Source organism: Carboxylicivirga agarovorans, from assembly GCF_050589845.1.
Taxonomy (GTDB): domain Bacteria; phylum Bacteroidota; class Bacteroidia; order Bacteroidales; family Marinilabiliaceae; genus Carboxylicivirga; species Carboxylicivirga agarovorans.
In genome coordinates, this window is record NZ_JBNGPA010000014.1 from 1 (window position 1) to 26280 (window position 26280).

15 protein-coding genes and 3 tRNA genes are annotated in these 26280 nt (G+C 39.7%); 7 read left to right on the forward strand and 11 right to left on the reverse strand.

Annotation, left to right across the window (positions count from 1 at the left end; all coding sequences use genetic code 11):
• Positions 1-560: 560 nt before the first annotated feature.
• From ACRD69_RS14625 to ACRD69_RS14635, 3 genes are all read right to left on the reverse strand, one after another.
• Positions 561-2600, reverse strand: coding sequence for a tetratricopeptide repeat-containing sensor histidine kinase (locus ACRD69_RS14625; RefSeq protein WP_430815849.1), 2040 nt, complete (start codon positions 2598-2600; stop codon positions 561-563).
• Between the two features lie 81 nt (positions 2601-2681).
• Positions 2682-4748: a sensor histidine kinase gene (locus ACRD69_RS14630; RefSeq protein ID WP_430815850.1), complete on the reverse strand. Its 2067-nt coding sequence runs from the start codon at positions 4746-4748 to the stop codon at positions 2682-2684.
• 8 nt (positions 4749-4756) lie between these two features.
• A complete protein-coding gene (locus ACRD69_RS14635) occupies positions 4757-5137 on the reverse strand; it encodes a hypothetical protein (RefSeq protein WP_430815851.1) in 381 nt (126 codons plus the stop codon).
• Between the two features lie 192 nt (positions 5138-5329).
• On the opposite strand from ACRD69_RS14635, the gene zupT reads away from it, so the two are divergent.
• The 3 genes from zupT (at position 5330) to nth (ending at position 10336) form a co-directional block, all read left to right on the forward strand.
• Positions 5330-6139: a zinc transporter ZupT gene (gene zupT / locus ACRD69_RS14640; RefSeq protein ID WP_430815852.1), complete on the forward strand. Its 810-nt coding sequence runs from the start codon at positions 5330-5332 to the stop codon at positions 6137-6139.
• Positions 6140-7021: 882 nt separating this feature from the next.
• The gene (locus ACRD69_RS14650) at positions 7022-9355 is read left to right on the forward strand and encodes a TonB-dependent receptor (RefSeq protein ID WP_430815854.1); all 2334 of its coding nucleotides are present in this window, start codon (positions 7022-7024) and stop codon (positions 9353-9355) included.
• A 330-nt stretch (positions 9356-9685) separates the two neighbouring features.
• A complete protein-coding gene (nth, locus tag ACRD69_RS14655; protein ID WP_430815855.1) occupies positions 9686-10336 on the forward strand; it encodes an endonuclease III in 651 nt (216 codons plus the stop codon).
• Positions 10337-10469: 133 nt separating this feature from the next.
• Here the strand turns inward: nth and ACRD69_RS14660 are convergent, their stop codons facing one another.
• Positions 10470-13082 (reverse strand): valine--tRNA ligase, encoded by a 2613-nt coding sequence (locus tag ACRD69_RS14660; RefSeq protein ID WP_430815856.1) that lies wholly within the window; start codon positions 13080-13082, stop codon positions 10470-10472.
• 273 nt (positions 13083-13355) lie between these two features.
• On the opposite strand from ACRD69_RS14660, the gene ACRD69_RS14665 reads away from it, so the two are divergent.
• Positions 13356-13787 (forward strand): Fur family transcriptional regulator, encoded by a 432-nt coding sequence (locus tag ACRD69_RS14665; RefSeq protein WP_430815857.1) that lies wholly within the window; start codon positions 13356-13358, stop codon positions 13785-13787.
• A gap of 93 nt (positions 13788-13880) precedes the next feature.
• On the opposite strand, the gene xerD is transcribed toward ACRD69_RS14665, so the two are convergent.
• Complete coding sequence (gene xerD / locus ACRD69_RS14670; RefSeq protein WP_430815858.1) at positions 13881-14780, reverse strand: site-specific tyrosine recombinase XerD; 900 nt, start codon at positions 14778-14780, stop codon at positions 13881-13883.
• Between the two features lie 191 nt (positions 14781-14971).
• Here xerD and aroQ point away from each other — a divergent pair, with 191 nt between their 5' ends.
• Both aroQ and pyk read left to right on the forward strand, forming a co-directional pair.
• The gene (gene aroQ / locus ACRD69_RS14675; protein ID WP_430815859.1) at positions 14972-15394 is read left to right on the forward strand and encodes a type II 3-dehydroquinate dehydratase; all 423 of its coding nucleotides are present in this window, start codon (positions 14972-14974) and stop codon (positions 15392-15394) included.
• A gap of 101 nt (positions 15395-15495) precedes the next feature.
• The gene (gene pyk / locus ACRD69_RS14680) at positions 15496-16920 is read left to right on the forward strand and encodes a pyruvate kinase (protein ID WP_430815860.1); all 1425 of its coding nucleotides are present in this window, start codon (positions 15496-15498) and stop codon (positions 16918-16920) included.
• Between the two features lie 862 nt (positions 16921-17782).
• Here the strand turns inward: pyk and ACRD69_RS14685 are convergent.
• From ACRD69_RS14685 to ACRD69_RS14705, 5 genes are all read right to left on the reverse strand, one after another.
• Positions 17783-17856: transfer RNA gene (locus ACRD69_RS14685), tRNA-Asp, on the reverse strand.
• A gap of 21 nt (positions 17857-17877) precedes the next feature.
• Positions 17878-17951, reverse strand: a tRNA-Asp gene (locus ACRD69_RS14690).
• 38 nt (positions 17952-17989) lie between these two features.
• A tRNA-Asp gene (locus ACRD69_RS14695) sits at positions 17990-18063 on the reverse strand.
• A 762-nt stretch (positions 18064-18825) separates the two neighbouring features.
• On the reverse strand, positions 18826-19917 hold the full coding sequence (locus ACRD69_RS14700) for a gamma-glutamyl-gamma-aminobutyrate hydrolase family protein (protein WP_430815861.1): 1092 nt from the start codon (positions 19915-19917) through the stop codon (positions 18826-18828).
• Positions 19918-20035: 118 nt separating this feature from the next.
• On the reverse strand, positions 20036-22072 hold the full coding sequence (locus ACRD69_RS14705) for a methyl-accepting chemotaxis protein (protein ID WP_430815862.1): 2037 nt from the start codon (positions 22070-22072) through the stop codon (positions 20036-20038).
• Positions 22073-22474: 402 nt separating this feature from the next.
• Here ACRD69_RS14705 and sucD point away from each other — a divergent pair, with 402 nt between their 5' ends.
• Positions 22475-23359, forward strand: a complete 885-nt coding sequence (sucD, locus tag ACRD69_RS14710; RefSeq protein ID WP_430815863.1) for a succinate--CoA ligase subunit alpha — start codon at positions 22475-22477, stop codon at positions 23357-23359.
• Between the two features lie 891 nt (positions 23360-24250).
• Here the strand turns inward: sucD and ACRD69_RS14715 are convergent.
• Positions 24251-26128, reverse strand: coding sequence for a methyl-accepting chemotaxis protein (locus tag ACRD69_RS14715; protein ID WP_430815864.1), 1878 nt, complete (start codon positions 26126-26128; stop codon positions 24251-24253).
• Between the last annotated feature and the right edge of the window lie 152 nt (positions 26129-26280).

Below are 26280 nucleotides of genomic sequence, written 5' to 3' on the forward strand. Positions count from 1 at the left end.
AATTTACGACACAATAGAGGCTTATGTGTTTCTTATTACAAACATACAGCCTTTTTGTAAGGAGGAGAGCTGATTTACATGATGCATAGATCTATACGTTTATAAAACTTCTTTTCGAACACAATTGCTCATTCATGCACTTCTGTTCCATGCACAGGCATAGTAAATGACCGATAGTTACAAATGAAAATAAGGGCAATCGTCATTGTTTATGCTCATTTCTCAGCCTTATGCAACGGAGTGTTTAAACTTAAGCAGGCAAGTTCATTTTAGTAGGATAGAGATTATTTAAATTACCACGCGACAGGAGTTGCGCGGCAGCGTGGTAAGCCTGCATACCAAGTCGTGGTAAGCATACATACCAAGTCATGGTATGCCTGTATACCAAGTCGTGGTAATTTAAGGCCAGGACCCCGAATGTGACGAATAAATAGTTGTGGTGTACCGCTAGCGCCGGTTTGCAATCGGCGCTTAAAATTAACGCAGCCCTCATTATTATCTGTTTACTCGTGTTTCAATACGACCAAGCTTAGATTCCGGACTGCCTCTTTTTTTTAGAGCTATTGAGCAAATTCTTGTTTTAAGCTGATGTTTGTGTTAATTCTCTTATTGGAAGTTGGGATGATAAAACTAACCTTTGTGCCACTATTCTCAATGGATTCCACCCATATCTTTCCACCATGATAATCGACAAACTCTTTACAGAGAATCAGACCCAATCCTGATCCTTTTTTGGATACATCAGAACCAATGTAATATGTTTCTTTCTTATCAAATATCTGTTCAACCTGTTCAGCTGCTATCCCTTTTCCCTGGTCATTAATGCTTATGCACACGTGTTTTTGCTGCCATTCTGCATGAATTTTCACCTCACCATTCTCAGGAGAGTATTTGATCGCATTGGATACCAGGTTGCGAATAATTGCCCGAAACATATTAATGTCAACCTTTAAGCTCAGGCTGGTTTCCATATCAATGTTAAAGCGGATGTTCTTATTGTTAATGGATTGATCGAGCAGCTCAACACTTTTTTTAATAACAGGATAAATAGGTGTAGTTTGCGGTTTAAATGAGATTTCGCCCCGCTGTGAATTGGCCCAGGTTAATAGATTCTCCAATAGATAATAGGCGCTTGATGATGACTCACGTGCTGTTTTCAGCAGGTTATCAATGTCATTGGGTTCCAGTTCCGGTAACTCCATATATAGTTCCACCAGTTCTTTTAAACCACCAACGGGGCCTCTCAAATCATGACCTATCACCGACAAAATGCGCTCCTTTGACTTATTCGATTGCTCAAGGCGCTTGTTAACAGATAGTATTTCGCTTTGCTTCACTTTTAGTTGCTCATCAGCCCTTAGTAACTTAATCCACTGTCGCTTCATATAGAAACCGTTAACCAATAAAACTACAATAAATGCAATGATGAAAACAATGGTAATCTTTAAACTTTTCAATTGTGCTTGTTGTAATTCATCTTCCTGTTCCAGCAGTTTAATCTTCTGATCGCGTCGTTCAATCTCAAATGCTTCCTCTATATCAATCAGTTGGTCTGAAAATACGGCATTGCTAATGGAGTCTTTATCTGACGAAAAGTCATAAAAGGCTCTTTGAGCTTTGTCTGGTTCACCGCGCAATATGTAATAATCGGTGGTGTTGAATTTAAATGACAGTACCTGCTCATTGGGTACTTTTAATTTGCCAAGCCATTCGTTCAGCAGAGTATGATAATATTCAGCATCTTGCAGTTGCTTGGTTTTGATGCTTATTCTAAACAGGTTTTGATAACTGGCAAACATTCCCAGTGAATCGTTTTCCTGCCTTTTGATGGTCAGCGACTTATTAATGTACTCTTTGGCATTGGGCCAGTCGTGCTTATAAATATAAATAACCCCCAGGTTATTATAGAGTGGTTTAAGTCTTCGCTTGTTATTACTTATTTTAAGGCTCGCTTCAAGCAGTTTATAATACTTGAGGGCTTGCTCGGTCTCTGCCTGTTCGGTGTAAAAATTAGCTACGTTCAAATACACCATTTCTTTTAAATTGCGATCGTCGGTATTCTTTACTATACCCAGTAACTGCTGATTGTACTTTTCGGCCAGTTCAAAATTATCCGATTTGGAATAATAGTTAGCCATGCGTGATAATGCATAAACAACGCCCAGTTCATAATCTGTCTTTTCAAAACAAAGAGCTGCTTCATTAAAAGCATTGTGCAACACTTCTGATTTATTGTCATCAATTGCCCTTGCACCAATAAAGAACATGGCTTCACCCAAACCACGAAGGCAGTTTGATTCACGCATCATTTGTACTGACACAAGAAGCAATGAGTCAACTTCAATGCCTGCTTTCAGATGTTTCTTGGCAAACTGGATATGGAAAGTTGCCTGTTCAATAGGCGTCAGGTTAGCTACTTTATCGGCTTCACTGGCAAGTAGCATTTCAAATGATGCCGACTGATCCTGATTCTTAATAAAGCGGATGGCCTCATCTTTTGCACTTAAATACATGTTTGTCAGTGAATCTTGCTCTTGTGCAAAAGCAGGATAGGTAAGCAGACAGAGTAAAATAGTATACAAGTAATGTTTTAAAGGCATGTCAACTAGATAACTACTCCTAAAAAATAGAAGTACATTAGGTCACGTAAAATACTATTTTTTTTTAACAGTAAGAATGTGTTATTGAGCAGCTACCTCCTTGATACTGCTTACCGATACCGTTTTATAGCTCTTTACCGGAATTCTAAAACATACATTTGTACCTCGACCTTTTTCTGAGTCAATCCAGATGGTGCCACCATGGCGCTCCACAAATTCTTTACAAAGAATAAGGCCTAGTCCGGTGCCTTTGGCGGTCATTTCACTTCCAATAAAGTAGGTTTCTTTCTTTTTAAAGATGCGCTCTGTTTCTTCGGCTGTCATGCCTTCACCCTGGTCAATCACGCAAAAACGAACGTTTTGTCCTTCCTCAATGGCCGAAATGGTAATCACGCTTTCGTGTGGAGAGTATTTTAAGGCATTGGATACCAGGTTGCGAATAATGGTGCGCAACATGTTTAAGTCTACCTGCACCACCATTGATTCGGGTATGTCAAACTCAAATTGAATGTGACGTGTATTAATGGATGTATCCAGTAACTGAACGGTCTGTTTAATAAGTGGCAATACAGGTGCTGAAACCGGGTTATATACCAGTTCGCCACGTTGCGAGTTGGCCCAGCTCAGCAGGTTTTCAAGCAGGTGATAGGTGCTGGTCGATGCTTCGCGGGCAGCTTTTAACAGGTTTTTAATATCGTTGGGCTCGTATTCGGGCAGCTCCATATAGAGCTCAATTAATTCTTTCAGGCCGCCAACCGGACCACGCAGGTCATGACCAATAACGGATAGTATACGATCTTTAGACAGGTTAGAAACGCGCAACTGCTCATTCATACCTGTAATATCTTCTTTTTGGCGCAACAGGCGGCGACGCGACTGCACCAATTCTTTACGCTGACGATTGATTAAATAACCAACAATTAATAAAACCACCAGGAAACCAATGGTGATGACAATAAGGATGTTTTTTGTTTTTAGGCGGGCCTGGTTTAAAGCATCTTCTTTTTCGAGTAGGGCAATCTCACGATCCTTTTCTTTGAGCTCGAAGCTCTTTTGCATTTCGATAAGTTTGTCGGAGAAGGCGGCGTTGGAGACAGAGTCTTTAGAATTGATTAAATCATTAATAGCTTCTCTTGCCTTTTCAATCTTATTTAGCAATAGATAATAGTCTATCTTTGAATAGAGGAAGCTTACCCTAATGTTTGTATTTAGTTTACTTTCTTTATTATTTTTTTCTAGTTCGTCAAAAAAAATCTTTGATTTTTCAATATCACTTTTTTTAAGTGCCAAATTGAAAAGATTTTGAAGAGTGCTATTAACACCGTTTGTATCATTAATTCTTTTCTTAAATCTTAACGATTTTTCAAATTCAATCTGTGCTTTATTAAACTTATCTAGTTTAATGAATATCGCACCTTTATTATTATGAAATTTAGCTTTCTTTGATAATGATAAGTCCTTATAATACTTCCTTTCAATTAAATCATATATTTCGACTGACTCAACATATAAATTCTCATCTGCAAACAATGCTGCTTTGCTAAGCAGTACAGATGTTTTTATTCGTGTATTACCTGTTGAATTAAACTGCATCTCAGCTAACTCGAATTGTTTCTTTGCTAAAACAAAGTTTTTTCGCTGAGCAAAAAAGTTACCTGTATTTAAATAACACACGATTATACCATCAAAATATTCACACATCTTAAAATTGTCAATCGCAAAATTATAATTTGTAGAGATTGCAAATGTATCATCTTGTTTTTTAGATAACGCTCCTTTATAAAAATAGGAATTCCCAATGCCCTTATAATTATTGAGATTAGTGAAGATAATAATAGCCTTGTCTAATAAGATTTCTGCATCATAGAACTTGTTTATTTGAATTAATTTTTTTGACTTAAAAATAAGCGCTACTCCTTTCTCAATATCTAGATTTGAATTATCAATAATACTGTCGAGAACAAAAAGATAATCTTCTAAACTTTTTTCTCTTAATGATTCGTTTAGTTTAAGACTCCATTTATCATACTGAGCATTTGTACCTATCATATTAGAACAAACACCCAGTAAGATTATAATTAGAAACTTATTCCTTAATTGGTTTATTAGAATAATGTTAATAAAGAATATATATATATTTCTAATCATTTCGACTGTTATGGTAAATCTTCATCTTCATATTCAATCACCACTCCAGGGTCTCCTTCAGTATCTTTCATTTCACTACTATCAGTTGCCATAGCTCTTGCTTCAACAACAGCACTCTTCACCATTACTCTTACACCTCTCTCCAATAAGCCAACATCTTTGCGCTCAACTGTAAAGTCTACACCAAAATAGTCAAATTCGTCAGATGTACCATTGTAAGTAATGGTTAACGGACGGTAATATACATTGTCGGCTACTTCTCCTTCACCGGTTTTTGTTACTGTACTGTCTTTAGGGAGGTAAGATACTGTGCGTACAATAAATTTTTCGATTTTACCGTTTTTGCCTTTAACGGTCTCCAGGTTCACATAAGGAACGTACTTCTCCATATTGATTCAGGTTAAAAAATTAAAAATGCAATGTAGGAAAAAATATTATGAGTTGTTTTAGACTTCGAATATTTTGGTGTTAAATTCCAGAGCATTCATCTACCTTTTGCGGGCTTTTGTAAAATACTGTTAACTTCGCCCTGTCATTTGCTTCAAATAGCAAACACCGATCAACTGTTTTTGAAGATTATTATGGAATTTAATAACATACTATTTGCCTTTGGCCTAACGCTTTTTGCTGGATTAAGTACCGGAATTGGCAGTGCCATGGCCTTTTTTGCCAAACGTACCAATACTCGTTTTTTAGCTTTGTCATTGGGCTTTTCAGCCGGGGTAATGATTTATGTGTCCTTTGTCGAGATATTTATGAAAGCCAAAGACACCATGGTGGAGGCTTATGGAGAGATGCCCGGCACCTGGTACACGGTACTGGCCTTTTTTGGTGGTGTACTGTTTATTGCCCTGATCGATAAATTTATTCCATCGGCAGAGAACCCGCACGAATTGCATTCTGTAGAAGAAATGGGTAATCAACCCAAGGCCAAGGATAAAAAGCTGATGCGCATGGGCTTATTTACAGCACTGGCCATTGGTATCCATAACTTCCCTGAAGGACTGGCCACCTTTACAGCCGCTTTGCAGGATCCTAACCTGGGTATTGCCATTGCTGTAGCCATCGCCATCCACAATATACCGGAGGGTATTGCTGTATCTGTGCCTATTTATTATGCCACAGGCAGCCGGCGCAAAGCTTTTCGACTCAGTTTCTTATCCGGTCTGTCTGAACCCATTGGCGCATTAATCGGCTACCTGATACTGATGCCTTTTATGACACCACTCACCTTCGGAATTATCTTTGCCGGAGTAGCGGGTATCATGGTCTTCATCAGCCTCGATGAACTATTACCCTCCGCCCGCGAGTATGGGGAGCATCACTTGTCCATCTACGGCCTGTTTGCCGGCATGGCGGTAATGGCGGTTAGTTTGTTGCTGTTTTTGTAGATGTTTAGTTATGGGGTGATAGGTTATTTTGTAAAACCATTGAGCTGTCGAACCGTCGAATTGCTTAACTGTCGAGTTGTTGAAAGAGTTGAAGAGTTGACAAGTATAAGAGTTTAAGAGTTTAAGAGTTTATGAGATGGTTTCGTTAAACTATTCAACTTTTAAACTGTCGAACCGTCAAATTGCTTAACTGTCGAATTGTTGAAAGAGTTGTTGAGTTGACAAGTTTATAAGATGGTTTCATTAAACTATTCAACCTCTAAACTATTCAACTTGTAAACTACTAAACCTTCAACCAACCCAATAATCTATTGACCTAATCATCTAATATTATTCTCACCTCACCTCGTTCCTCTCCTCAAGGAGAGGATGTGTGAACGATCGAACAGCTCATCATGTATAAAGTGATATGCATTGCCAGTTTGCTCAACTGAGGATGTCCAAAATGAAGGATATTGCTCGCAAAGAACGCAAATGAAAAAAAAACGCAAAGCGCGCAAAGTGTTGAAAAATAACATCATATTCTTTGTTGTCTTGGCGTAATTCTTAGCGGCCTTAGCGTGAATCTTAAAATTTGGACAGCCTCTTGGAATGAGGTGGATGTTTTAGCGAAGTTTAAAACTTTTTAACTGTCGAACCGTCGAATTGCTTAACTGTCGAGTTGACAAGTTTATAAGATGGTTTCATTAAACTCTTCAACTTTTAAACTACTAAACCTTCAACCAACCCAATAATCTATCGAGCTATTGACCTGCCAACCTACCGACCTAACTATCTAATGAGCTAGATAAACTCACCTGATTCTTATCACTCATTAAACCTTTCCTTCATTACAATGTTTCTAATGGATAAACTCAAAATGTAAACTAGAAAACAACTATAATGAAGTACATTTTAAACCTGTTAATCTTAACCATTTTATCAACCCCCTTCTCTTTGGCTCAAAAATCGGATGCCAACATCTTTGGTGATGTGCAGGCCGAAGGAGAGCATTTACCTTTTGTAAGTGTCTATTTAAAAGAAACGCAGCATGGTACAATGACCGATTTATCGGGTCACTACATGTTAACGAACCTGCCTGAGGGCGAGCATATTTTAGTTGCCAGCTTAATGGGATACAAGCCCGTTGAAAAAAAGGTTACTATCGTCAAAGGCCAGTCGCAGGAGATCAATTTTGTGATGGAAGAGCAGGTGATGTCATTGGATGATATTGTTATTACCGGTACCAAAACCTTTAAGCGCAAAACAGAATCGGCCGTAGTGGTCAACGTCATGGAAGGCAAGAAGCTTGAAATGCTGCAGGCCGGTACCTTATCTGAAGGATTGGCATTTCAGCCGGGCCTGCGCATGGAAACGGATTGCCAGACATGTAACTACACACAGTTGCGTATGAACGGACTGGGTGGTGCTTATTCACAGATATTGATTAATAGTCGACCTGTATTCAGCCCTTTAACAGGCTTATACGGACTGGAGCAGATACCAACCAATATGATTGAGCGCATTGAAGTAGTACGTGGTGGTGGTTCGGCCTTATATGGGGCAGGAGCCGTTGGTGGTACCGTAAACGTGATCACCAAAGTGCCAGAGTCGAGTTCGTTCTCGGCCTCAACAACACAATCGGTTATTAATGGCGATGCCAGCGACAGTCAGGTGATGGCCAACGCAGGTATTTTAACCGACAGAAAAAATGCCGGGCTAACATTGTTTGCTACCAATCGTAACCGTGAGTCATATGACCATAACGGCGATGGTTTTAGTGAATTGCCCAAGCTAAAGAATAACTCATTCGGCTTCACCTCCTTTTTATTACCGGCACCCAACCATAAGCTGGAGGCTAACTTCTCAAGTATGTATGAGTACCGTCGAGGTGGCGACCGTGAAGATTTACCGGCTTACCTGGCCGAACAGAGTGAAGACCGTACCCACAATGTGTTGATGGGAGGATTGGATTACAGTTTCTCATTCAATGATAACCAGTCGTCATTAGCTGTTTATGTGGCGGGGCAAAAAACCGATCGCGACCATTATACCGGTATTCTACCCGATAAGGGAACGCCCGAGTACCTGCAGCACCTGGAGGAACCACCATATGGAATCACAGAAAACGAAACCTATATGGGAGGGGCTCAGCTGAACCATATGCTGCCCGATTTCTTTGGAGGTAAAAACAACCTGACTTTCGGCGCTGAATACAATTACGACATGGTGGTGGATGAGATCAAAGCCTATGACTATCTGCTTGACCAGACAACACGTAACTTTGGAGCATATGTGCAAAGTGACTGGGAGCTGGCTAAAAAGTGGAACCTCTTAACAGGTGTAAGAACCGATAAGCACAACATGGTGGATAACCTGATATTCAGCCCGCGAGTTTCATTGCTTTACAAGCAAAATGGTATGCAGCTGCGTGGTAGCTGGTCAACAGGATTCAGGGCACCGCAGGCCTTCGATTCAGATATGCACATTGCTTTTGCAGGTGGAGGTATTCAACGTATACAGCTGGCCGACGACCTGGAAGAAGAACGCTCACAAAGCTGGAGTGCGTCCGTCAACTACGATAAGCCAACCGAGAGATATATCTGGGGCGTGACCCTTGAAGGATTCTACACAACCCTTTACGATGCCTTTATTCTTGAAGAAAATGGTACAGACCCCAATGGTAATGTGATATTAGAGAAGCGAAACGGCAGTAACTCAACTGTAAAAGGTATTACCATGGAAGCACGTGCCAACTATAACAAACTATGGCAGCTTGAGGCAGGCTATACCATTCAGTCGAGTCAGTTTGATGAAGCCGTAAACTGGTCGGAAAGCATTGAAGGAACCAAAGATTACCTGCGCACGCCCGATCATTATGGCTACTATACCTTAACCTATAATCCGGTCTGGGGTATTAAAGCAGCCTTATCGGGTGTTTACACCGGATCTATGATGGTACCGCACTTTGGTGCAGGTGAAGATGACGGAACAGGTAATCCGATCGATGATGAGCTGGTGAAATCAGATCCGTTTCTGGAAACCAATATCAAATTAAGCTATGCGCTGGACTGGCGTTATGTTGGTGTAGGAGTCGAATTCTTTGGTGGTGTGCAAAACCTGTTTAACGCCTACCAGGACGACTTTGATAAAGGTAAAAACCGTGACAGTAACTATATTTATGGCCCGGCACGCCCACGTACCATCTTCTTTGGTTTGAAGTTGATGAACCTTTAGGATGTTTGGATATGAGATGTGCGACCTTGGGATGTGAGATGTTATCATCAGATTCTGAGTACATCTTAAGATACTAGTTATTGGCTTGTAAGATTTTTTATAAAAGTAAAGAAACGGTATACATAAAAGGCCTTAAGGTTTCATAACGAAACCTTAAGGCCTTGCTATAATTAAGCCGGCTGATTAGCTCTGTATTTCTCCCCCTATTGCCATTATGGTTTCTTCGGTCTACCGTCCTTCATCCCCTGACACTAAAACCAATTTCTTAATGTACTAAGCTAAATATCTAACAACTAATGTTTATTTTTAGCCGCTATAAATCGATTGAATATGCTTAAAAAGGAACGCTACAATAGAGTCATAGATTACTTCCAGGAACACATGCCGGTTGCCGAAACCGAGTTGCATTATTCCAATCCCTATGAGCTACTGGTAGCAGTTATATTATCGGCACAGTGCACCGATAAACGAGTTAACCTGCTGACACCTGCCATTTTTGAGCGGTATCCCCAACCAGAAGACATGGCTCTGGCAACGCCGGAAGAGATATTTGAATTAATTCGTTCCTGTAGTTACCCCAATAATAAAAGCAAGCATTTGGTGGGTATGGCCAAAATGCTCATTGAAGATTTCAAAGGCATCGTACCCGATGATATCAAAGAGTTGCAAAAACTGCCTGGGGTGGGGCGGAAGACGGCCAATGTGATCGCATCGGTTGTATATGAAAAGCCTGCCATGGCTGTAGATACCCATGTTTTCAGGGTAGCAGCCCGCATCGGACTAACCACCAACTCAAAAACGCCTTTAGACACCGAAAAGCAGCTCGTTAAGTACTTTCCTGAAGAGTTGTTGCCAATTGCCCATCACTGGCTCATTTTACATGGCAGATACGTGTGTATAGCCCGCAAGCCGAAGTGTGGGAGATGTGGGTTAAAGGAATTTTGCCGCTACTACGAGAAAGAGGTGTATAGCGTGAAGTAAGGTGTGCTTTTTCTTTTATTACTTTTGTGTAGATAGCTACTTGCAGCGGAATGTGCAATAATTGATTAGCATTTGACACTAAAAAAGGGTAACTCAATGAGCTACCCTTTTCAATATATTAATATACTTCTCTTTACTTTTTAAGACGAGCAATGCTTTCAGTCAATGTCTTGATTTTAGCCTCGGCATCAGCTTTTTTCTGACGTTCTTTAGCAACAACAGCTTCCGGCGCACTGCCAACAAAGCGTTCGTTACCAAGCTTCTTCATCACACCTTTCAAAAAGCCTTCCTGGTGAGCCAGGTCCTTCTCCAGCTTAGCAATTTCAGCTTCAACATCAATTAAACCATCCATAGGAACGAAGTATTCGCTGGTGCGAACCATAAACGAAACGGCACCTTCCACTTTTTCATCCACCATGGTCAACTCGCTTAAGTTGGCAAGTTTAGTTAGTATTGCGTTGAAATCAGTTGCAAACTCTTCGCCTGCTAAAATGCTTAAAGAAAGAGCGTCTTTCATTGGTATGTTCTTTTCTTTACGAATGGTACGAACACCACCTACTGCTTCCTTCAGCATTTCAAATTTTTCTAACAATGCAGTATCGGCCCCGGTAACGGTTGGCATATCAACCTTCATGATGCTTTCTCCGCCTTTGCGTTCCTCAAGTGCCTGCCACAGTTCCTCGGTAATAAAAGGCATAAACGGATGTAGTAAGCGCAGCATTTTATCAAAGAACATGCATGTTGCTTCGTAAGTTTTAGCATCCAAAGGTTGCTGGTAAGCTGGCTTAATAGCCTCAAGGTACCACGATGAGAATTCTTGCCAGAAAACGGTGTAAACGGTCATCAATGCATCAGAGATACGGTACTTACTAAAATGATCGTCTAATATCTGAATGGTTTGATCTAATTTGGCATCAAACCAGGCAATGGCTTGTTTGGCAGACTCTGGCTGCTCAATATTGTTATCAATTTCCCATCCTTTAACCAATCGGAATGCATTCCATATTTTATTGGCAAAGTTACGCCCTTGTTCCGGTTGGCTTTCGTCGAATAACAAATCGCCACCGGCAGGTGAGCAAAATAGCATACCAATACGAACGCTATCGGCACCATACTTATCGATCAAATCTAATGGATCGGGTGAGTTACCGAGCGATTTAGACATTTTACGGCGTTGCTTATCACGCACCATTCCGGTAAAATAAACATTCTTAAACGGAAGGTCACCTTTAAACTCGTAACCGGCAATAATCATTCGTGCTACCCAGAAAAAGATAATGTCGTGTCCCGTAACCAAGTCGGAAGTAGGATAGTAGTATGCCAGATCTTCTGGTTTTTCAAAACCGGTAAATGGCAATAGCCATGAAGAAGCCCAGGTATCTAATACATCGTCATCCTGGCGCAAATCGTCTATAGTTAAATTAGCATTACCTGTTTGTTCTTTGGCTTGCTCCAGTGCTTTTTCTTTGGTTTCGGCAACAAAATACGAATTATCCTCAAGGTAAAACACTGGTATTTGATGGCCCCAGTATAACTGACGCGATACACACCAGTCTTTAACATTTTCCATCCAGTGGCGGAAAACATTTTTAAATTTTGGCGGATGAAACTGAACGGTATCGTTCATTACATTATTGAGGGCCGGCTTCGAAATTTCGTCCATTTTAAGATACCATTGCGCCGATAGTTTTGGCTCAATAGCAACATGTGTACGCTCCGAGTACCCCACCTTATTATTGTAATCCTCAATTTTTACAATATTACCTGCTTCTTCAAGCACAGGAATAATATTTTTACGAACATCAAATCGATCTTCGCCAATAAATAGTTCAGCAGCTTCGCTCAAGGTACCGTTATCATTAAAAATATCGATAACTTTCAGGTTATGCTTCAATCCTATTTCGTAGTCATTAACATCGTGAGCCGGTGTAATTTTTAAGCAACCCGTACCAAACTCCATATCCACATATGAATCCTGAATAATTGGGATAACACGGTTGACCAATGGTACAATAACATTTTTACCTTTCAGGTGCTTAAAACGTTCATCGTCTGGATGTACACATACGGCTGTATCGCCCAAAATAGTTTCGGGGCGGGTAGTAGCAATAGTTACATATTCATCGCTACCTTCAATTTTATATCTTAAGTAATAAAGCTTACCCTGTTTCTCTTTGTAAATTACCTCTTCGTCAGAAAGTGCAGTTAAGGCAGCAGGATCCCAGTTTACCATTCGTACCCCACGATATATTAAGCCTTTGTTGTATAACTCAACAAACGACTTGATAACGCCTTCAGAGCGTTCGTCATCCATGGTAAAATAGGTGCGATCCCAATCGGCCGAGGCGCCCATTTTTTGCAATTGCTTTAGAATGATTCCACCATATTCGTCAGTCCAGTCGTAAGCATGCTTCAAAAATTCTTCGCGGCTGAGCTCTTTTTTATCAATGCCGCGCTCTTTAAGTCGGTTAACCACTTTAGCTTCTGTTGCAATAGAAGCATGATCGGTACCTGGTACCCAGCAAGCATTTTTGCCCATCATGCGCGCACGACGAATCAGAATATCCTGAATCGTATTGTTTAGCATGTGACCCATGTGCAAGACGCCAGTGACGTTTGGTGGCGGCATTAATATTGTATAAGGTTCGCGCTTATCTGGTTCTGAATGAAATAACTTTTGATCCATCCAGTACTTATACCACTTGTCTTCGGTAGCAGACGGGTTGTACTTGCTTGCAATTTCCATAATTGTAATTGTCTTTCTTCTGTTTTTACATTTTCATCAATAGCCATTTGCTAATGACGTGATTATATAAGTCTGCAAAAATAAGAAAAAAAACAGTGTTGTTATAACGTTATACTATAAGTATTATTAAAGAATTGCTGCCTGTTGTAACTTGTTTCAGATAGCTGCTGTTTACAGGTTAATAGGCTATCAATTGAATTGTAAAGGGAATTGTTATTGTAATTTTCTGCCCTTCTTTTCAGTTTAAAAAGGCAATTAATATATTTTTGTGCCATGGATGCTCAGGAAAAGATTAAAGACTATTTACGGGAGAGGAAACTAAAGGCAACACCTATTAGGGTCGAGCTGCTTAAGTTGTTAAAAGAAAGGGCTTCGGCGGTTCCATATTCAGACATTCAGGACAACCTTAAGAACTTTGACCGTGTGACGCTTTATCGAACCATTAATGCATTGATCGATAGTGGTATCGTACATAAAGCTTCAACTTCGGGAGATGAAACCTACTATGCTTTATGTACCCCTGAATGTTCGCAGGATTGCCATAATCACGAACATATTCATTTTAAATGTACCCGCTGCAACGAGGTGTCATGCATACATGCCAGGCAAAGCATAGAAATCACAATTCCCGAACATCAGATTGATGAAATCTCGGTTGAGGTAAGCGGATTATGTAAAGCATGCCTCGAACATTTAAATGATTAATTCGACTTGTTAATCATATTGTTTTAATAGGTAATAGCAAATAAAAAAAGGGCAACCGCTGTATGGTTGCCCTTTTCTGTGCATTATCGTTAACTACGACCTTGGGTGGAATTGAATAAGAGTATTCTTTAAATATTCCTTATCAAGGTGCGTGTAAATTTCAGTGGTAATAATAGATTCGTGTCCAAGCATTTCCTGCACAGCTCTCAGGTTAGCGCCTCCGTCAATTAAGTGAGTAGCAAATGAATGACGGAAGGTGTGAGGGCTGATGTTTTTCTCAAATCCAAGTTTCTTGGTGAGATTCTTGATTATAGTAAAGATCATAACGCGTGAAAGCTTATGCCCGCGGCGATTTAAGAACAAAATGTCCTCGTCTTCTTTATTGATCTTTAATGTACGGCGATATTCGCTCAGGTACAGGTTGATCTCTTTGATGGCTTTGGAACTGATTGGTACTAAGCGCTCTTTGTTTCCTTTTCCTTCAATTTTAATAAATCCCGATTCGAAGAATAGGTTAGAGATTTTAAGTTCAATAAGTTCAGAAACGCGAAGTCCACAACTGTAAAGGGTTTCTAAAATTGCCTTGTTGCGTTGTCCTTCAGATTTCTTCAGATCAACAGAGTTGATAATAGTGTCAATTTCTTCTACCGACAGAATATCAGGTAGTTTACGTCCGATCTTTGGTGATTCAAGCAGTGCGGTAGGATCTTTTTCTACCTTTTCTTCAATTAATAAGAACTTGTAGAATGATTTGATTCCACTGATAACACGCGCTTGTGTACGAGGGCTGATTCCCCTGTCACCAATCCATTGCATCATCTCCTTGAGGTCTGCAAGAATAACGTCTTCAGGTCCTTTCTTTTTTCCCTTGTCTTCTAAGAAAGTAACCAGCTTTGTTAGATCAGTAATGTAGGCATGAATAGAATTTTCAGATAATCCTTTCTCAATTTTAAGGTAACTTCTGAATTCATTAATTTCTGATTCCCAATTCATAATTTAACAATTTAAAATGTTTCCCGATTAATTCATTATCAGTAAAAATAAAAATTGAACTGATAACAAGCAATAAAGCTACGGAAAAATTTAAAATAATGTTTATTTTCCCTATAAAATTTAAAATATTTAGGTTGCTTTTTTATTCCAACAAACTATCGTAATTTTGCAGCGATTAATAATAGTAGCGGATGAACTTGTTAATAATAAACGGTCCCAATTTAAATTTGCTTGGCAAGCGTGAGCCCTCAGTATATGGAAGTGAATCTTTTGATGATTATTTAAACAAGCTCGTTGGTGAATATACTGATGATGCAATTTCTTACTATCAGTCAAATAATGAGGGAGATATAATAGATAAATTGCATGAAGTAGGATTTGATATTGACGGTATTATTATTAATGCAGGTGCATATACGCATACATCATTGGCCATAGCCGATGCCATATCAGCCATAAAAAGTCCAGTTATTGAAGTTCATATTAGTAATGTGCATAAACGGGAAGCGTTCAGGCATAACTCATACCTGTCGGCAGTTTGCCAGGGTGTTATTGCCGGATTTGGTTTAGATTCTTACCGTTTGGCTATTGAAGCTTTAAAAAGATCGAAATAGAATAATTCCAATTAATATATTAATTAAACTCTGCTTAAGGTTGGGGAAGAACCTTATTCAGAATAGTAGTAATTGTTGCATACCACCAAGAAAAATTGATTATGAAGAAGTTTACCAAAATTGTTGCTACAATTTCGGATCGCAATTGTGATGTTGATTTTCTTAAGAAGCTTTACAAATCAGGGATGAACGTTGTTCGTTTGAACACTGCTCACCAGGATTTCGAAGGTGTTCTTAAAGTAATAACCAATGTAAGAGCTGTCTCTGACAAAATTGCCATTTTAATTGATACAAAAGGGCCGGAGATCAGAACAACAAAGTGCGAGGAAGACATCGAATTGAAGACAGGTGATGTATTGAAGGTAAAAGGTGATTTAGATTGCTTTTCATCAAATGAGTGCATTTGTGTTAGTTACCCTGACTTTGTAAAAGACATGCCTGTTGGAGGTCAGATCTTGATCGATGACGGTGAGGTTGCTATGGAAGTGACATCTAAAGAAGAGGAGCACTTGGTTTGTAAGGTTTTAAATGACGGCACTGTTGGAAGTCGCAAGAGTGTAAACGTTCCTGGTGTACGTATCAACCTGCCTTCAGTAACTGAGAAGGATCGTAATTTTATCAAGTTTGCTGCGCAAAATAACATTGATTTTGTTGCTCACTCTTTCGTGCGTAACAAGGAAGATGTTATTGAAGTTCAGCAGATCTTAAATGAAATGGAAAGCCCGATGAAAATTGTGGCTAAGATTGAGAACGAAGAAGGTGTTGCAAACCTGGATGAGATACTGGAGCATGTTCATGGTGTGATGGTTGCTCGTGGTGACCTGGGTATTGAAATTCCACAGGAAAAGATCCCTGGTATTCAGCGTCGTATGATCCGTAAGTGTGTTGAGGCTAAAAAGCCGGTTATTGTTGCTACTCAGATGTTGCATACAATGATCAAAAACCCACGTCCTACACGTGCGGAGGTAACCGATGTGGCCAACGCTATATACTACCGTACTGATGCTATCATGTTAAGTGGTGAAACTGCCTATGGTAACTACCCCGTTGAAGCGGTTAAAACAATGGCTAAAATTGCCAAAGAGGTTGAAGCTTCAAAAGATAGTCGTTACGATATTCCTGTTTTACACGATACTAATGATATTACTGCATATTTATCAGATACAGCTGTAAGAGCCAGTAAAAACTTAAATATTAAAGCGGTATTAACAGATAGCTTAACAGGCAAAACAGCTCGTTATTTAGCGGCATTCAGAGGTACTTGTCCAGTTTATGCTTTATGTTACAATGCCAATGTCGGACGCCAGTTAGCATTGTCTTATGGTGTTGTTCCCCGCTTGATGGAAGACGGTAGCTCTAAGAAAGAGATTCTAAAGAAAACTTTAAAGAAGCTATTAAAGAAAGAGGTATTGATCGAGGATGATTTGGTAGCCTACTTAGGAGGTAGCTTTGGTATCGGCGGCGGTACTACTTACCTGGAGGTGATTACTGTTAAAGCACTATTGAAGAAAGTAGAAAAAGAGTAAGTATCTTTTACAGATAATACAAAGAAGGTGTTGCCGTTTGGTAACACCTTTTTTTGTGTATTATTTTATATCGCACAGGTCTTTTGTGTGCAGCCTTTGTAGTAAGTTCCATCCACAAGACTTTCTAATATAGAAACGTAATACAACATCTAAAAACGGATCACGTACAAAAGTTAGGTCTAATCTGGAAATGTTTAATTTTGTGGTAAATTAGAATTAAACTAAAGAGCTTATTAAGGAAGTTATCAGCTTTTTTCTATAAGCATAATACACCAGCTTGTATATAAGATATTTCTTAGGCTGAATTGAAAATCGACGCAGTCAAAGCCTAAAACATCACAACAAGGGGCAACGCCCCTTGTGAGATTAATCGATTAACTATCAGGCTGTAAGTCTGAAACTATCGCCAATAATATTCAGGCTTGTATTCCAGGTTATACTCCTTAAAAAACATCTCAATCTCCTCTTGATAGGATAAATGCTTATGATGTTCTTTTGGGTTGATTATGATAATGATTGTCCCATAGTTTATGGATAAGCGTATTATAAATGTTCCAGACCTACAGTCTGGATTGTCATTGTATATATGTGCTTGGGGCGTTGCCCCAAGTTTTGATGTATCAGGCTTTCAGCCTGACATACAGCTATAATATTATTTAATTTTTCATCAACGGAGAAACTGAAATTTCAGTTAATCACCCTAAACCTAATATAATAAAGACAGATGGCTGTTTAGAGGGGTGACAGATGTGAAGTTCTTTCTCTATCGTTTGTGTAAAATTTATGCCTGGACCCAGAAATTGGTTGTGATCCATACAACATCTAAAAACAACAAAAGCCCACCGGAAATGATGAGCTTTTGCGGTCTGGACGGGACTCGAACCCGCGACCTCCGGCGTGACAGGCCGGCATTCTAACCAGCTGAACTACCAGACCTAAAATTGAAGTTAAAACAAGCGGTCTGGACGGGACTCGAACCCGCGACCTCCGGCGTGACAGGCCGGCATTCTAACCAGCTGAACTACCAGACCAGTTTTATCTTCATTTATTTCTAGTGAAACTAAACAAGCGGTCTGGACGGGACTCGAACCCGCGACCTCCGGCGTGACAGGCCGGCATTCTAACCAGCTGAACTACCAGACCAGTTTAATTTCATTTCAGTCTTTTTGATGAGCTTTTTTCCGTTTGAAAATCGCCTGCTTTCCTTTATTAATACCGCTTTGATTGGGTACCCCTGTTTCTGAAAGCGATGCAAAGATAAGTCTTCTTTTCTATTATGCAATACTTTTTTTCAATAGAAATGCTGCTTTTATTTCTTCTTTTAGTCTTGATCATTTGTTGTCAGTCATTTAAGAGGCTCAAAAAAATGTGATTTTTTTTATCAGATATGATTAGAACGTGCAAACACTGCATTTTTCAAGTAAAACAATGAATCCGGATAGGGAAAGTTATTGTTGTTGTTTGTTAGTTAGAAGGCGAAATTCTGCGTACAAAAACAGTTTTCTTTAAGGGACCGCCTCATTTTATGCTTTGTTGAAGAATAGGGTTGAAGAAAGTCACTTGTTGCTGCCCTGTGAAGCCATATTTTAATTTTGGGTAGTTAGTCCTGTCATTTGACCGCTTAATCTAAAAGTTCGGGCATTTCGCCTAATAGCGTTGCTTACATCACAACTTTAATAGTGTTTACCCGTAGAATTTAGCCAGTGGAAGATTACAGGAAGGGCTGTGATTGTGTTGTAATTAGTAAGCCATTACTATAGATCGCAACTAAGCATGAAGATAAGGAAAATATAATTGCATGTACTTTCCTGAAAGATATAAGTCGTGGAGACTGAAGTAGGGAGACCAGTTACATTGGGGAATGTAGCAAGGGCCGGTTGGGAGGATGCTCGCAACCGGCTTTTTTTATAGTTCCTGAATAATGTTATTGATTGCCTGCCAGAAGCGAATATGAAAAGCCATGCTTTCCTCATCGAGGTATTGGTTTAAATACTTGCCTTCAGCATCGGGCTCAAAGGTGTATTTTCGTGACTGAAGAAAGAATTGTGAGCGCTCGGGGTGAAACTGCACACCAAATACATTGGGGTAATGCGCGTGAAACATAGCTTCAATTACTTTTTCATCGCTCGATGTTGCTCCAATAATAAAACCTTTCCCTAGATTCTCAACCGCCTGGTGGTGATAACTGTTGATCAAAGGACTGAGCTCCGGATCTGTTTTTGTAAGGTTGGGGAAGAAATAATCCTTAAATAGTATTCGGTGAAAATGCGAGCCAGCCAAATTTTTATCTTCATGCTTTTTCATTTTACAGTAAAAATTCCTGTGCACCTCTTCATTATCTAAATGAGCCAGCCCTTTTGTTTCTTTACTGTCGAATAGTTCCGTAGGGATATCCTGTATAAGCGTGCCACCAGTGGCTATGTTCATTGTTTGCATGCCAAGGCAGATCCCAAATATCAGATAGTTGGAGTTGTCTTCCAGAAAGGCAGTGTGCTCAGTGTTTTGATAACCGCCTAACAGATGGTAAATAAAAGAGGCTTCAAAATAATGCCTGTAAGGATCGGTTATTTTTGTTGCAGGATGAATATCTTCACCATAAATGCAGGGCGGGATATCGGGACCACCAAAGAAAATAATACCTTCACTTTCGTTAAAGAGGTGACGAAATGTTTCACTGTTTGCATTTTGGCAAAACAGGCTATCGGCATAAAGTGTGTCTCTTAACTCAACTAATCTTAAATTGAGGTGGGGTAAGGTATCAAGCATCGCCTCAGATTTTGAGTAATCGTATACTTCATCTTTATGATACAAACCAATAAGTTCGGTGTGCGAAATATCGATAAGCTTATTCTGATGTAAGGCTTCGATAACCTCTATGGTTGAGGTAGTTGGGTGTGCCAGTAATATGCGTTTGTTAAACTGTTGGGGCAGAGGGCTGAGTAATTGGGCACTCAGGTTAAAGGAACAAAGCAGCAGTAGCAGGATCAGGCTTCTCATAGTATAATTGTTTTGAGCTTCTAAAATACAAAAAAAAGCGACTGTCAGGCATTGGTGTGACAGTCGCTTGTACCATATTAAATGGTGTCGAAGTTATATATTGATTGGGATTTACAGCTTAGATCGATTCATACTCATCATTTATTGATCGTGTCTGATCTGCAATGTCGATCTTTATTCCATTTTCTATTGTCTCTGCCATGTTGTTGTCAACAGGCTTTGGAGTAAAAGTTTTACTTGTTGATGACGTTTCTGCTACATCCTTGATCCTGAAGAAGGAAACAGTTTCTTTCATTTGTGCAGCTTGCGAGGATAGCTCCTCTGCTGTTGATGCCAATTCTTCTGAAGAGGCTGCATTTTCCTGGGTGATATTGGCCAGTTGCTGCACACCTGTGTTAATTTGGTTGACTCCGGCACTTTGCTCTTTACTTGAAATATTTATCTCCTCAACCAGCTGGGTGGTTTTTTGAATTTCCGGCACCAGGGTCTTTAGCATTCTGCCTGATTTTTCTGCGATTTCAACACTTGTGGCTGCCAGTTCCGTTATTTCACGTGCAGCTCGTTGTGTTTGTTCAGCCAGCTTTCGTACCTCACTGGCAACAACAGCAAAGCCTTTCCCGTTCTCACCTGCCCTGGCAGCTTCTACCGCTGCATTAATGGCCAGTAAATCAGTTTTGTGAGAGATGTCGTTAATGATAAAGATCTTTTCAGCGATCTGTTTAATTGCTTTGTTCGATTCCTCTACAGCCACCTGGCCTTCATTCATTTCCAATGCCGTTTTATTGGCAATTTGTTCTGTACGTTTGGCATTATCGGCGTTTTGTGAAATGCTGCTTGTCATTTCTTCAATGGATGACGATATTTCTTCACTGGAAGCGGCTTGCTCAGTTGACCCGGCAGATAATTGTTCCGATGAAGTGCTCAATTGATTACTTACCGTAGCAAAACTGTCAGAAGCCATCGTTATTTCTTCGATAATGATTTTTAGTCGGTTAACCATCTGGATAAGTGCCTCATCAAGTTCTCCTTCAAAGTCATTTTTATTCATTGAATTAAGAACAAGCAGGTTACCTTTTGACACTTCAGTTGCAACCGTTACACTTTTGCGAAGCTTATTGATCATCAGTTGCACATCTGTTAGTAAAACGCCGATTTCATCCTGGTTCTTAATCTCAACGTTTTTAGAAAAATCACCATGAGCAACTGCATTTACCGCCGTTTGGGCAGAGCGCAGACCATTTTGAATGCTTGAAAGGGTAAGCATCAGCAAGGCTATGGTTATCATTAAAAACAGAACGATGAGGATTATGATGTTTCGAATAGTAGCATTGATTGAATTTTCACTCTCATTTTCAATGGCCGCTACAATTTCTTCAATCTCAGGTTCTGTTTTATGAATGGTGGCTCTCAATTGCCCTTTAATACCTTCCTTTTCACTTAAGCCAATTCTTTCATCAATACTGATAATGTTATTAAAAGCCTGCTGATAGTTCTTCAGTCGCATAATCAGTATATCCTTCTTACTGTCGGTAAGTTGTCTGCTGTTCTTTATTTGTTGAACGAACGAATTAACAGCATCGTTTAGCTTTTTTTGGTACGAAATATCTTTTCTCAGCAGGTAATCCTTTTCATGTTTACGAAGCAATAACTGCTGGGCTGCAATGAAATTGGCATCATTATAGTTTTCTTCCAGGGCCTTGACTGCCATTCGCATTTCGCCAATACGACCATAGTCTTTTAAGCCTCTGTCGGTCAAAAGTTGAACTAAACTGCCAAAGTGCTTCTCGTATTCCTCAAAATCAGCCTTCAGAACTTCAAGGTTACTGACAAGGTTATACTTTTCAATATAACTGCTGGCAAGTAATACCTCCAGTGTTTTAAGGTTGCTCATTTTTACTTCTTTGAAAGTAGTGAGGTATTTACTTTGCTCAGTTTCAAAATAATCGTAGTTGACTAACTCTCTCAGCATAAAATCTTTTTCGGCTTTACGCATCATTAGCATGTTGGTGTGCACCTGGTTGGCCATAGCCAGGTGATCGTGTAGTTTATCTACTCTTTTAAACGACAGGTATGTCATGGTGCCAATAATCAAAAGCACCAAGGCAATAGCGACAATAAGCCCTGTGAGCTTTTGTCTGATTGTAATTTTTCCCATTATTCAAGTTATTTTCAGGCTATGCCTGATGAATTCCCAATATGATGTACTGTTTTTTAACGGATTATTGCAGTGGCGGTTTCATCTTTTTTGCCTTTGTTAAGTGTGATCTCAGATACAATAAAAGACATTTAGGTCTCTAATGTACGGTAGTGGTGAAAAACAAGAGAATGAGTGAGCAATGTTAAATTTTGTTCTTTAACAGTTTGAATGATATATGCATGATACGTGTCACTATTGGCATTACCTCAGGGATTTGTCAAATGGAACGGATGCGTGTATTAGAGACGTTTTTGATAGAATATAAGTGTGACTCAAAACAAAAGGCGAAGCTGTCGGTTATTTACATTAAGAATTAAAACAATACTCTTATTTTTTCGCTAATTAAAATCTATTTACCCTATGAGCGTATTAGTAAATAAAGACTCTAAAGTTATCATACAAGGATTTACCGGCAGTGAAGGAACCTTTCACGCCACCCAAATGATAGAATACGGAACCAATGTTGTTGGAGGAGTAACGCCTGGAAAAGGAGGTACCCAACATCTTAATCTACCTGTTTTTAATACTGTAGCAGAAGCTGTTACAAAGGTAGGAGCCGATGTGGCCGCCATATTTGTTCCGCCTCCGTTTGCTGCTGATGCTATTATGGAAGCTGCCGATGCGGGTGTAGAGGTAATTGTAACCATCACTGAAGGTATACCTACGGCCGATATGGTTAAGGTAAAGGATTATATAACGGGTCGTGATGTGCGATTGGTTGGCCCTAATTGTCCTGGTGTTATCACGGCTGATGAATGTAAGGTTGGCATTATGCCCGGCTTTGTATTCAAGAAAGGTAGGGTTGGAGTTGTTTCAAAATCGGGAACCTTAACCTACGAAGCAGCTGATCAGATCGTCAAAGCCGGATTGGGAATTTCAACGGCAATTGGAATTGGGGGAGATCCGATAATTGGAACAACCACCAAAGAAGCTGTTGAGTTATTCATGAACGATGATGAAACAGATGCTGTCATAATGATTGGTGAGATCGGTGGTACAATGGAGGCAGATGCGGCTCGCTGGATAAAAGAGAACGGTACCAAGCCTGTTGTTGGTTTTATTGCCGGACAAACAGCTCCTAAAGGACGTCGAATGGGGCATGCGGGTGCTATTATTGGTGGTAAAGATGATACTGCTGCCGCTAAAATGGCTATTATGCGTGAATGTGGTATTCATGTTGTTGACTCACCTGCCGATTTAGGGGTGATGGTTAAGCGAGCACTTGAAAGTGTTGCCAGTGTTTAAAGAAGCGCAATAAATAGATATGAGTCATTTAAGCTTTAAATATTGATTGGTATTTTAATTGGAATGGACAGGCTATCCGTGTTGGATAGCCTGTTTTTTTATCCTGGTAAACTTTCATTCTATTAATAGATTGTATTTATCCAGCTCTGCATATAAATGTAGGAGTTATCTTTATCAAGATTATGCCTGCCTGCACGATAAAAACTAAATTTCGTAACACGGTTACAGATATTAATCTTAATACTTCACCTTATTTTATCGTAAAGTATTGCACTTCGCTTGCTATAGCCTTCGGGTTTGTAGTGACCCTGCTTCGGTATTTGTTCGGCAGTTCTTCGGTAATCCTTCGGTAATTGTTCGCTTACGCGCGTAGCCGAACAATTACCGAAGAAATACCGAAGAAGACCCGTTTATGGCCCGAAAATGCCTCGAAATAGGGTCAGATGAGCTCAAAAATGGCTTGTTTAGCTTCATTTTTGGGGAATTTCATGCAAAATACCCTGTTATTCTAACGTTTGCTTGTTAATGTTTTGGTGCTAAAAGGTATGTTTTTTAGCTTAAGTAGTTTATATTGAGTGATGTGTGGTTTTTGTCAAATTACAATGCATGCATTGTAATTGACCTGGTCTTCCAGAGTTTATATGTTTGCATAAAACATTAAGTTCAAATCCAAACAATGCAATCATCATGAAAATCAATCACCAGTTTTTCAACAACAGATTTCCTGTTCCTGATTTCGACAATCAGGCTTTAGTTCGCCAAGCACTGCATGGTGTTAACGGGTACAGGGTTTCCAACTTCTTAATTGTTGCCCCGTACTCCCCTCTGTTTGATAGTATTCAAATACCTGGTCTTGTCAGATGAATGCATGGATTAATGTTCTGTTACAAACTAGTTTCGTCCAACCTTAAAATATTCAACCTGTCGTTGCAGTTCATTGGCAAAAGCGTTTAGTTCATCAGCACTTTGCGCTAGAGTATCAGCCAGCGATGCATTCTTTTGAGTACCATTATTCAACTGTTGAAGTGCACTTGAAATTTGCTGGATACCCATATTTTGCTCGATGCTGGCAGAGGATATTTCGTCAACAAGTGAGGAGGTTTTCTCTATTTCCGGCACCAGGTCTTCCATATCATTGCCCGCACGCTCTGAAATCATTAAAGCCCTGCGTGATAGTTTTTCTATGTCAGAAGCTGCATTCTGACTTCTTTCAGCCAGTTTTTTTACTTCTGCAGCAACAACCGAGAAGCCTCGTCCAGCCTCGCCTGCACGGGCAGCTTCAACAGCAGCGTTCAGTGACAGTATATTTGTTTGAGAGGCAATATCCTGAATAATGGAAATGCGTTCGGCGACTGAGCCCATGGCTTCGCGCATCCTTTGGGTTGATTGGTTACTGTTCTTGACGCTTTCCAGTGCTGAATGAGACAACTGGGCTGTTGTTTTAGCATTTTCTGTATTCTGTTCGATGTTAGCCGTCATCTCTTCTATTGCAGATGATACTTCTTCTGATGATGATGCCATTGAGGTAGCTGCATCTGACAAAGAGCTTGAATCCTGCTCAAGTTTATCGGAAGCATTTTGTATCAGACCTGAATTTTCACGGATCATGTTAACCACCACAGTCAGTTTTTCCTGCATATCCAATAATGAATTATTGAGTACATCCAGTTCATCATCTTCCTTTTTATATGACATTTCACCGGTTAGATCTCCTGCTGAAATGTTGGAAGTAATTTTGGTAGAAAGGATGATAGGATTCGTGATTTTTCCTGAAACAATATAGATTAGGATGGCTATGATAATAATGGCTGAGGCACCAATGATCAGCATGATCAAAAGGATCCAGTTGGCTTCTGCTGTTAAAGTCTTTTTAGGTGTTTGAATAAGCACGTACCATGGGCTGGTGCTTTTACCAGCGAATATGGGGGAGATAGTAAATACATAATTCATCTCGTCGTATTCATCCTCAAACATCAATGCCCCCTTATTGGCAGCTATCAGCTTTTCTGAGCTGATTGTGGTGAATGTTTCACTTATTGGTTTACCAAGTAAATTGATATCATCACTTCCTAAAATAACGCCCTTGTTTGAAATTAACCAGGACTTTGAAGATTCGAATGGTTTGATATTGGCCACATAGTCGGGAAAAGCTTTAAGTGACATGTCAATACCAACCACACCAATGGCTGTTGAATTGTCGGTCATTGGAACAATCAGGGTTGTCTCAAGTACCTTGTCATTTTCATTGTCACCGTATTGGTACCAATACGGTTCAACCAGTGTTTCTTCTTTGCTTTCTAATATATCGTAATAAGGAGAAGGTTTAATGCCGTCAACGTCGCGAATGATATCTTTTTGTTTCAGGTCGCCTTCTTCACGAGAGAGTGTCGAAGTTAGACGGCCAGGTTTATCACCCCAGTCAGGATCAATGACCTCGTACTGGAAACAGTTCCAGACAGCCAGGTACGATGATTCTTGTTCAGCAACTTTTTCCATTGAGGCATTAAAAAGTGGTGCCATCATGTTCCAATCGGCTTTATAGCTTGATTGAAATGTTAGGGCAAGTGCCCTTGCTACACCCATGTGTGACGACAATTGCGTGTTAATTTCTTCAGCTGCTTTCTGGGTTTCTTCAGTCAGTACATGTTTGTTGGCTTCAATAAACGAACGCCGGATAACTATTAATGACACTGTCAGAAAGATGCAAAAAACGGCACCAACAGTGAGGATAGTAAAGCTAGCCAGCTTTTTCTTAAGAGTGAACTTCATTCTCGTTTAGGTATTATGTTGTAGATTCCGAATTCTATACAAAAATATAATTCCGTACATATTATCGTTAAATAAATTGATGAAAAGCAACTATTAAGTGATAGATGTATTGCCTTTGATAAATTAATACCAGATAATTTTAAAGTCATCAT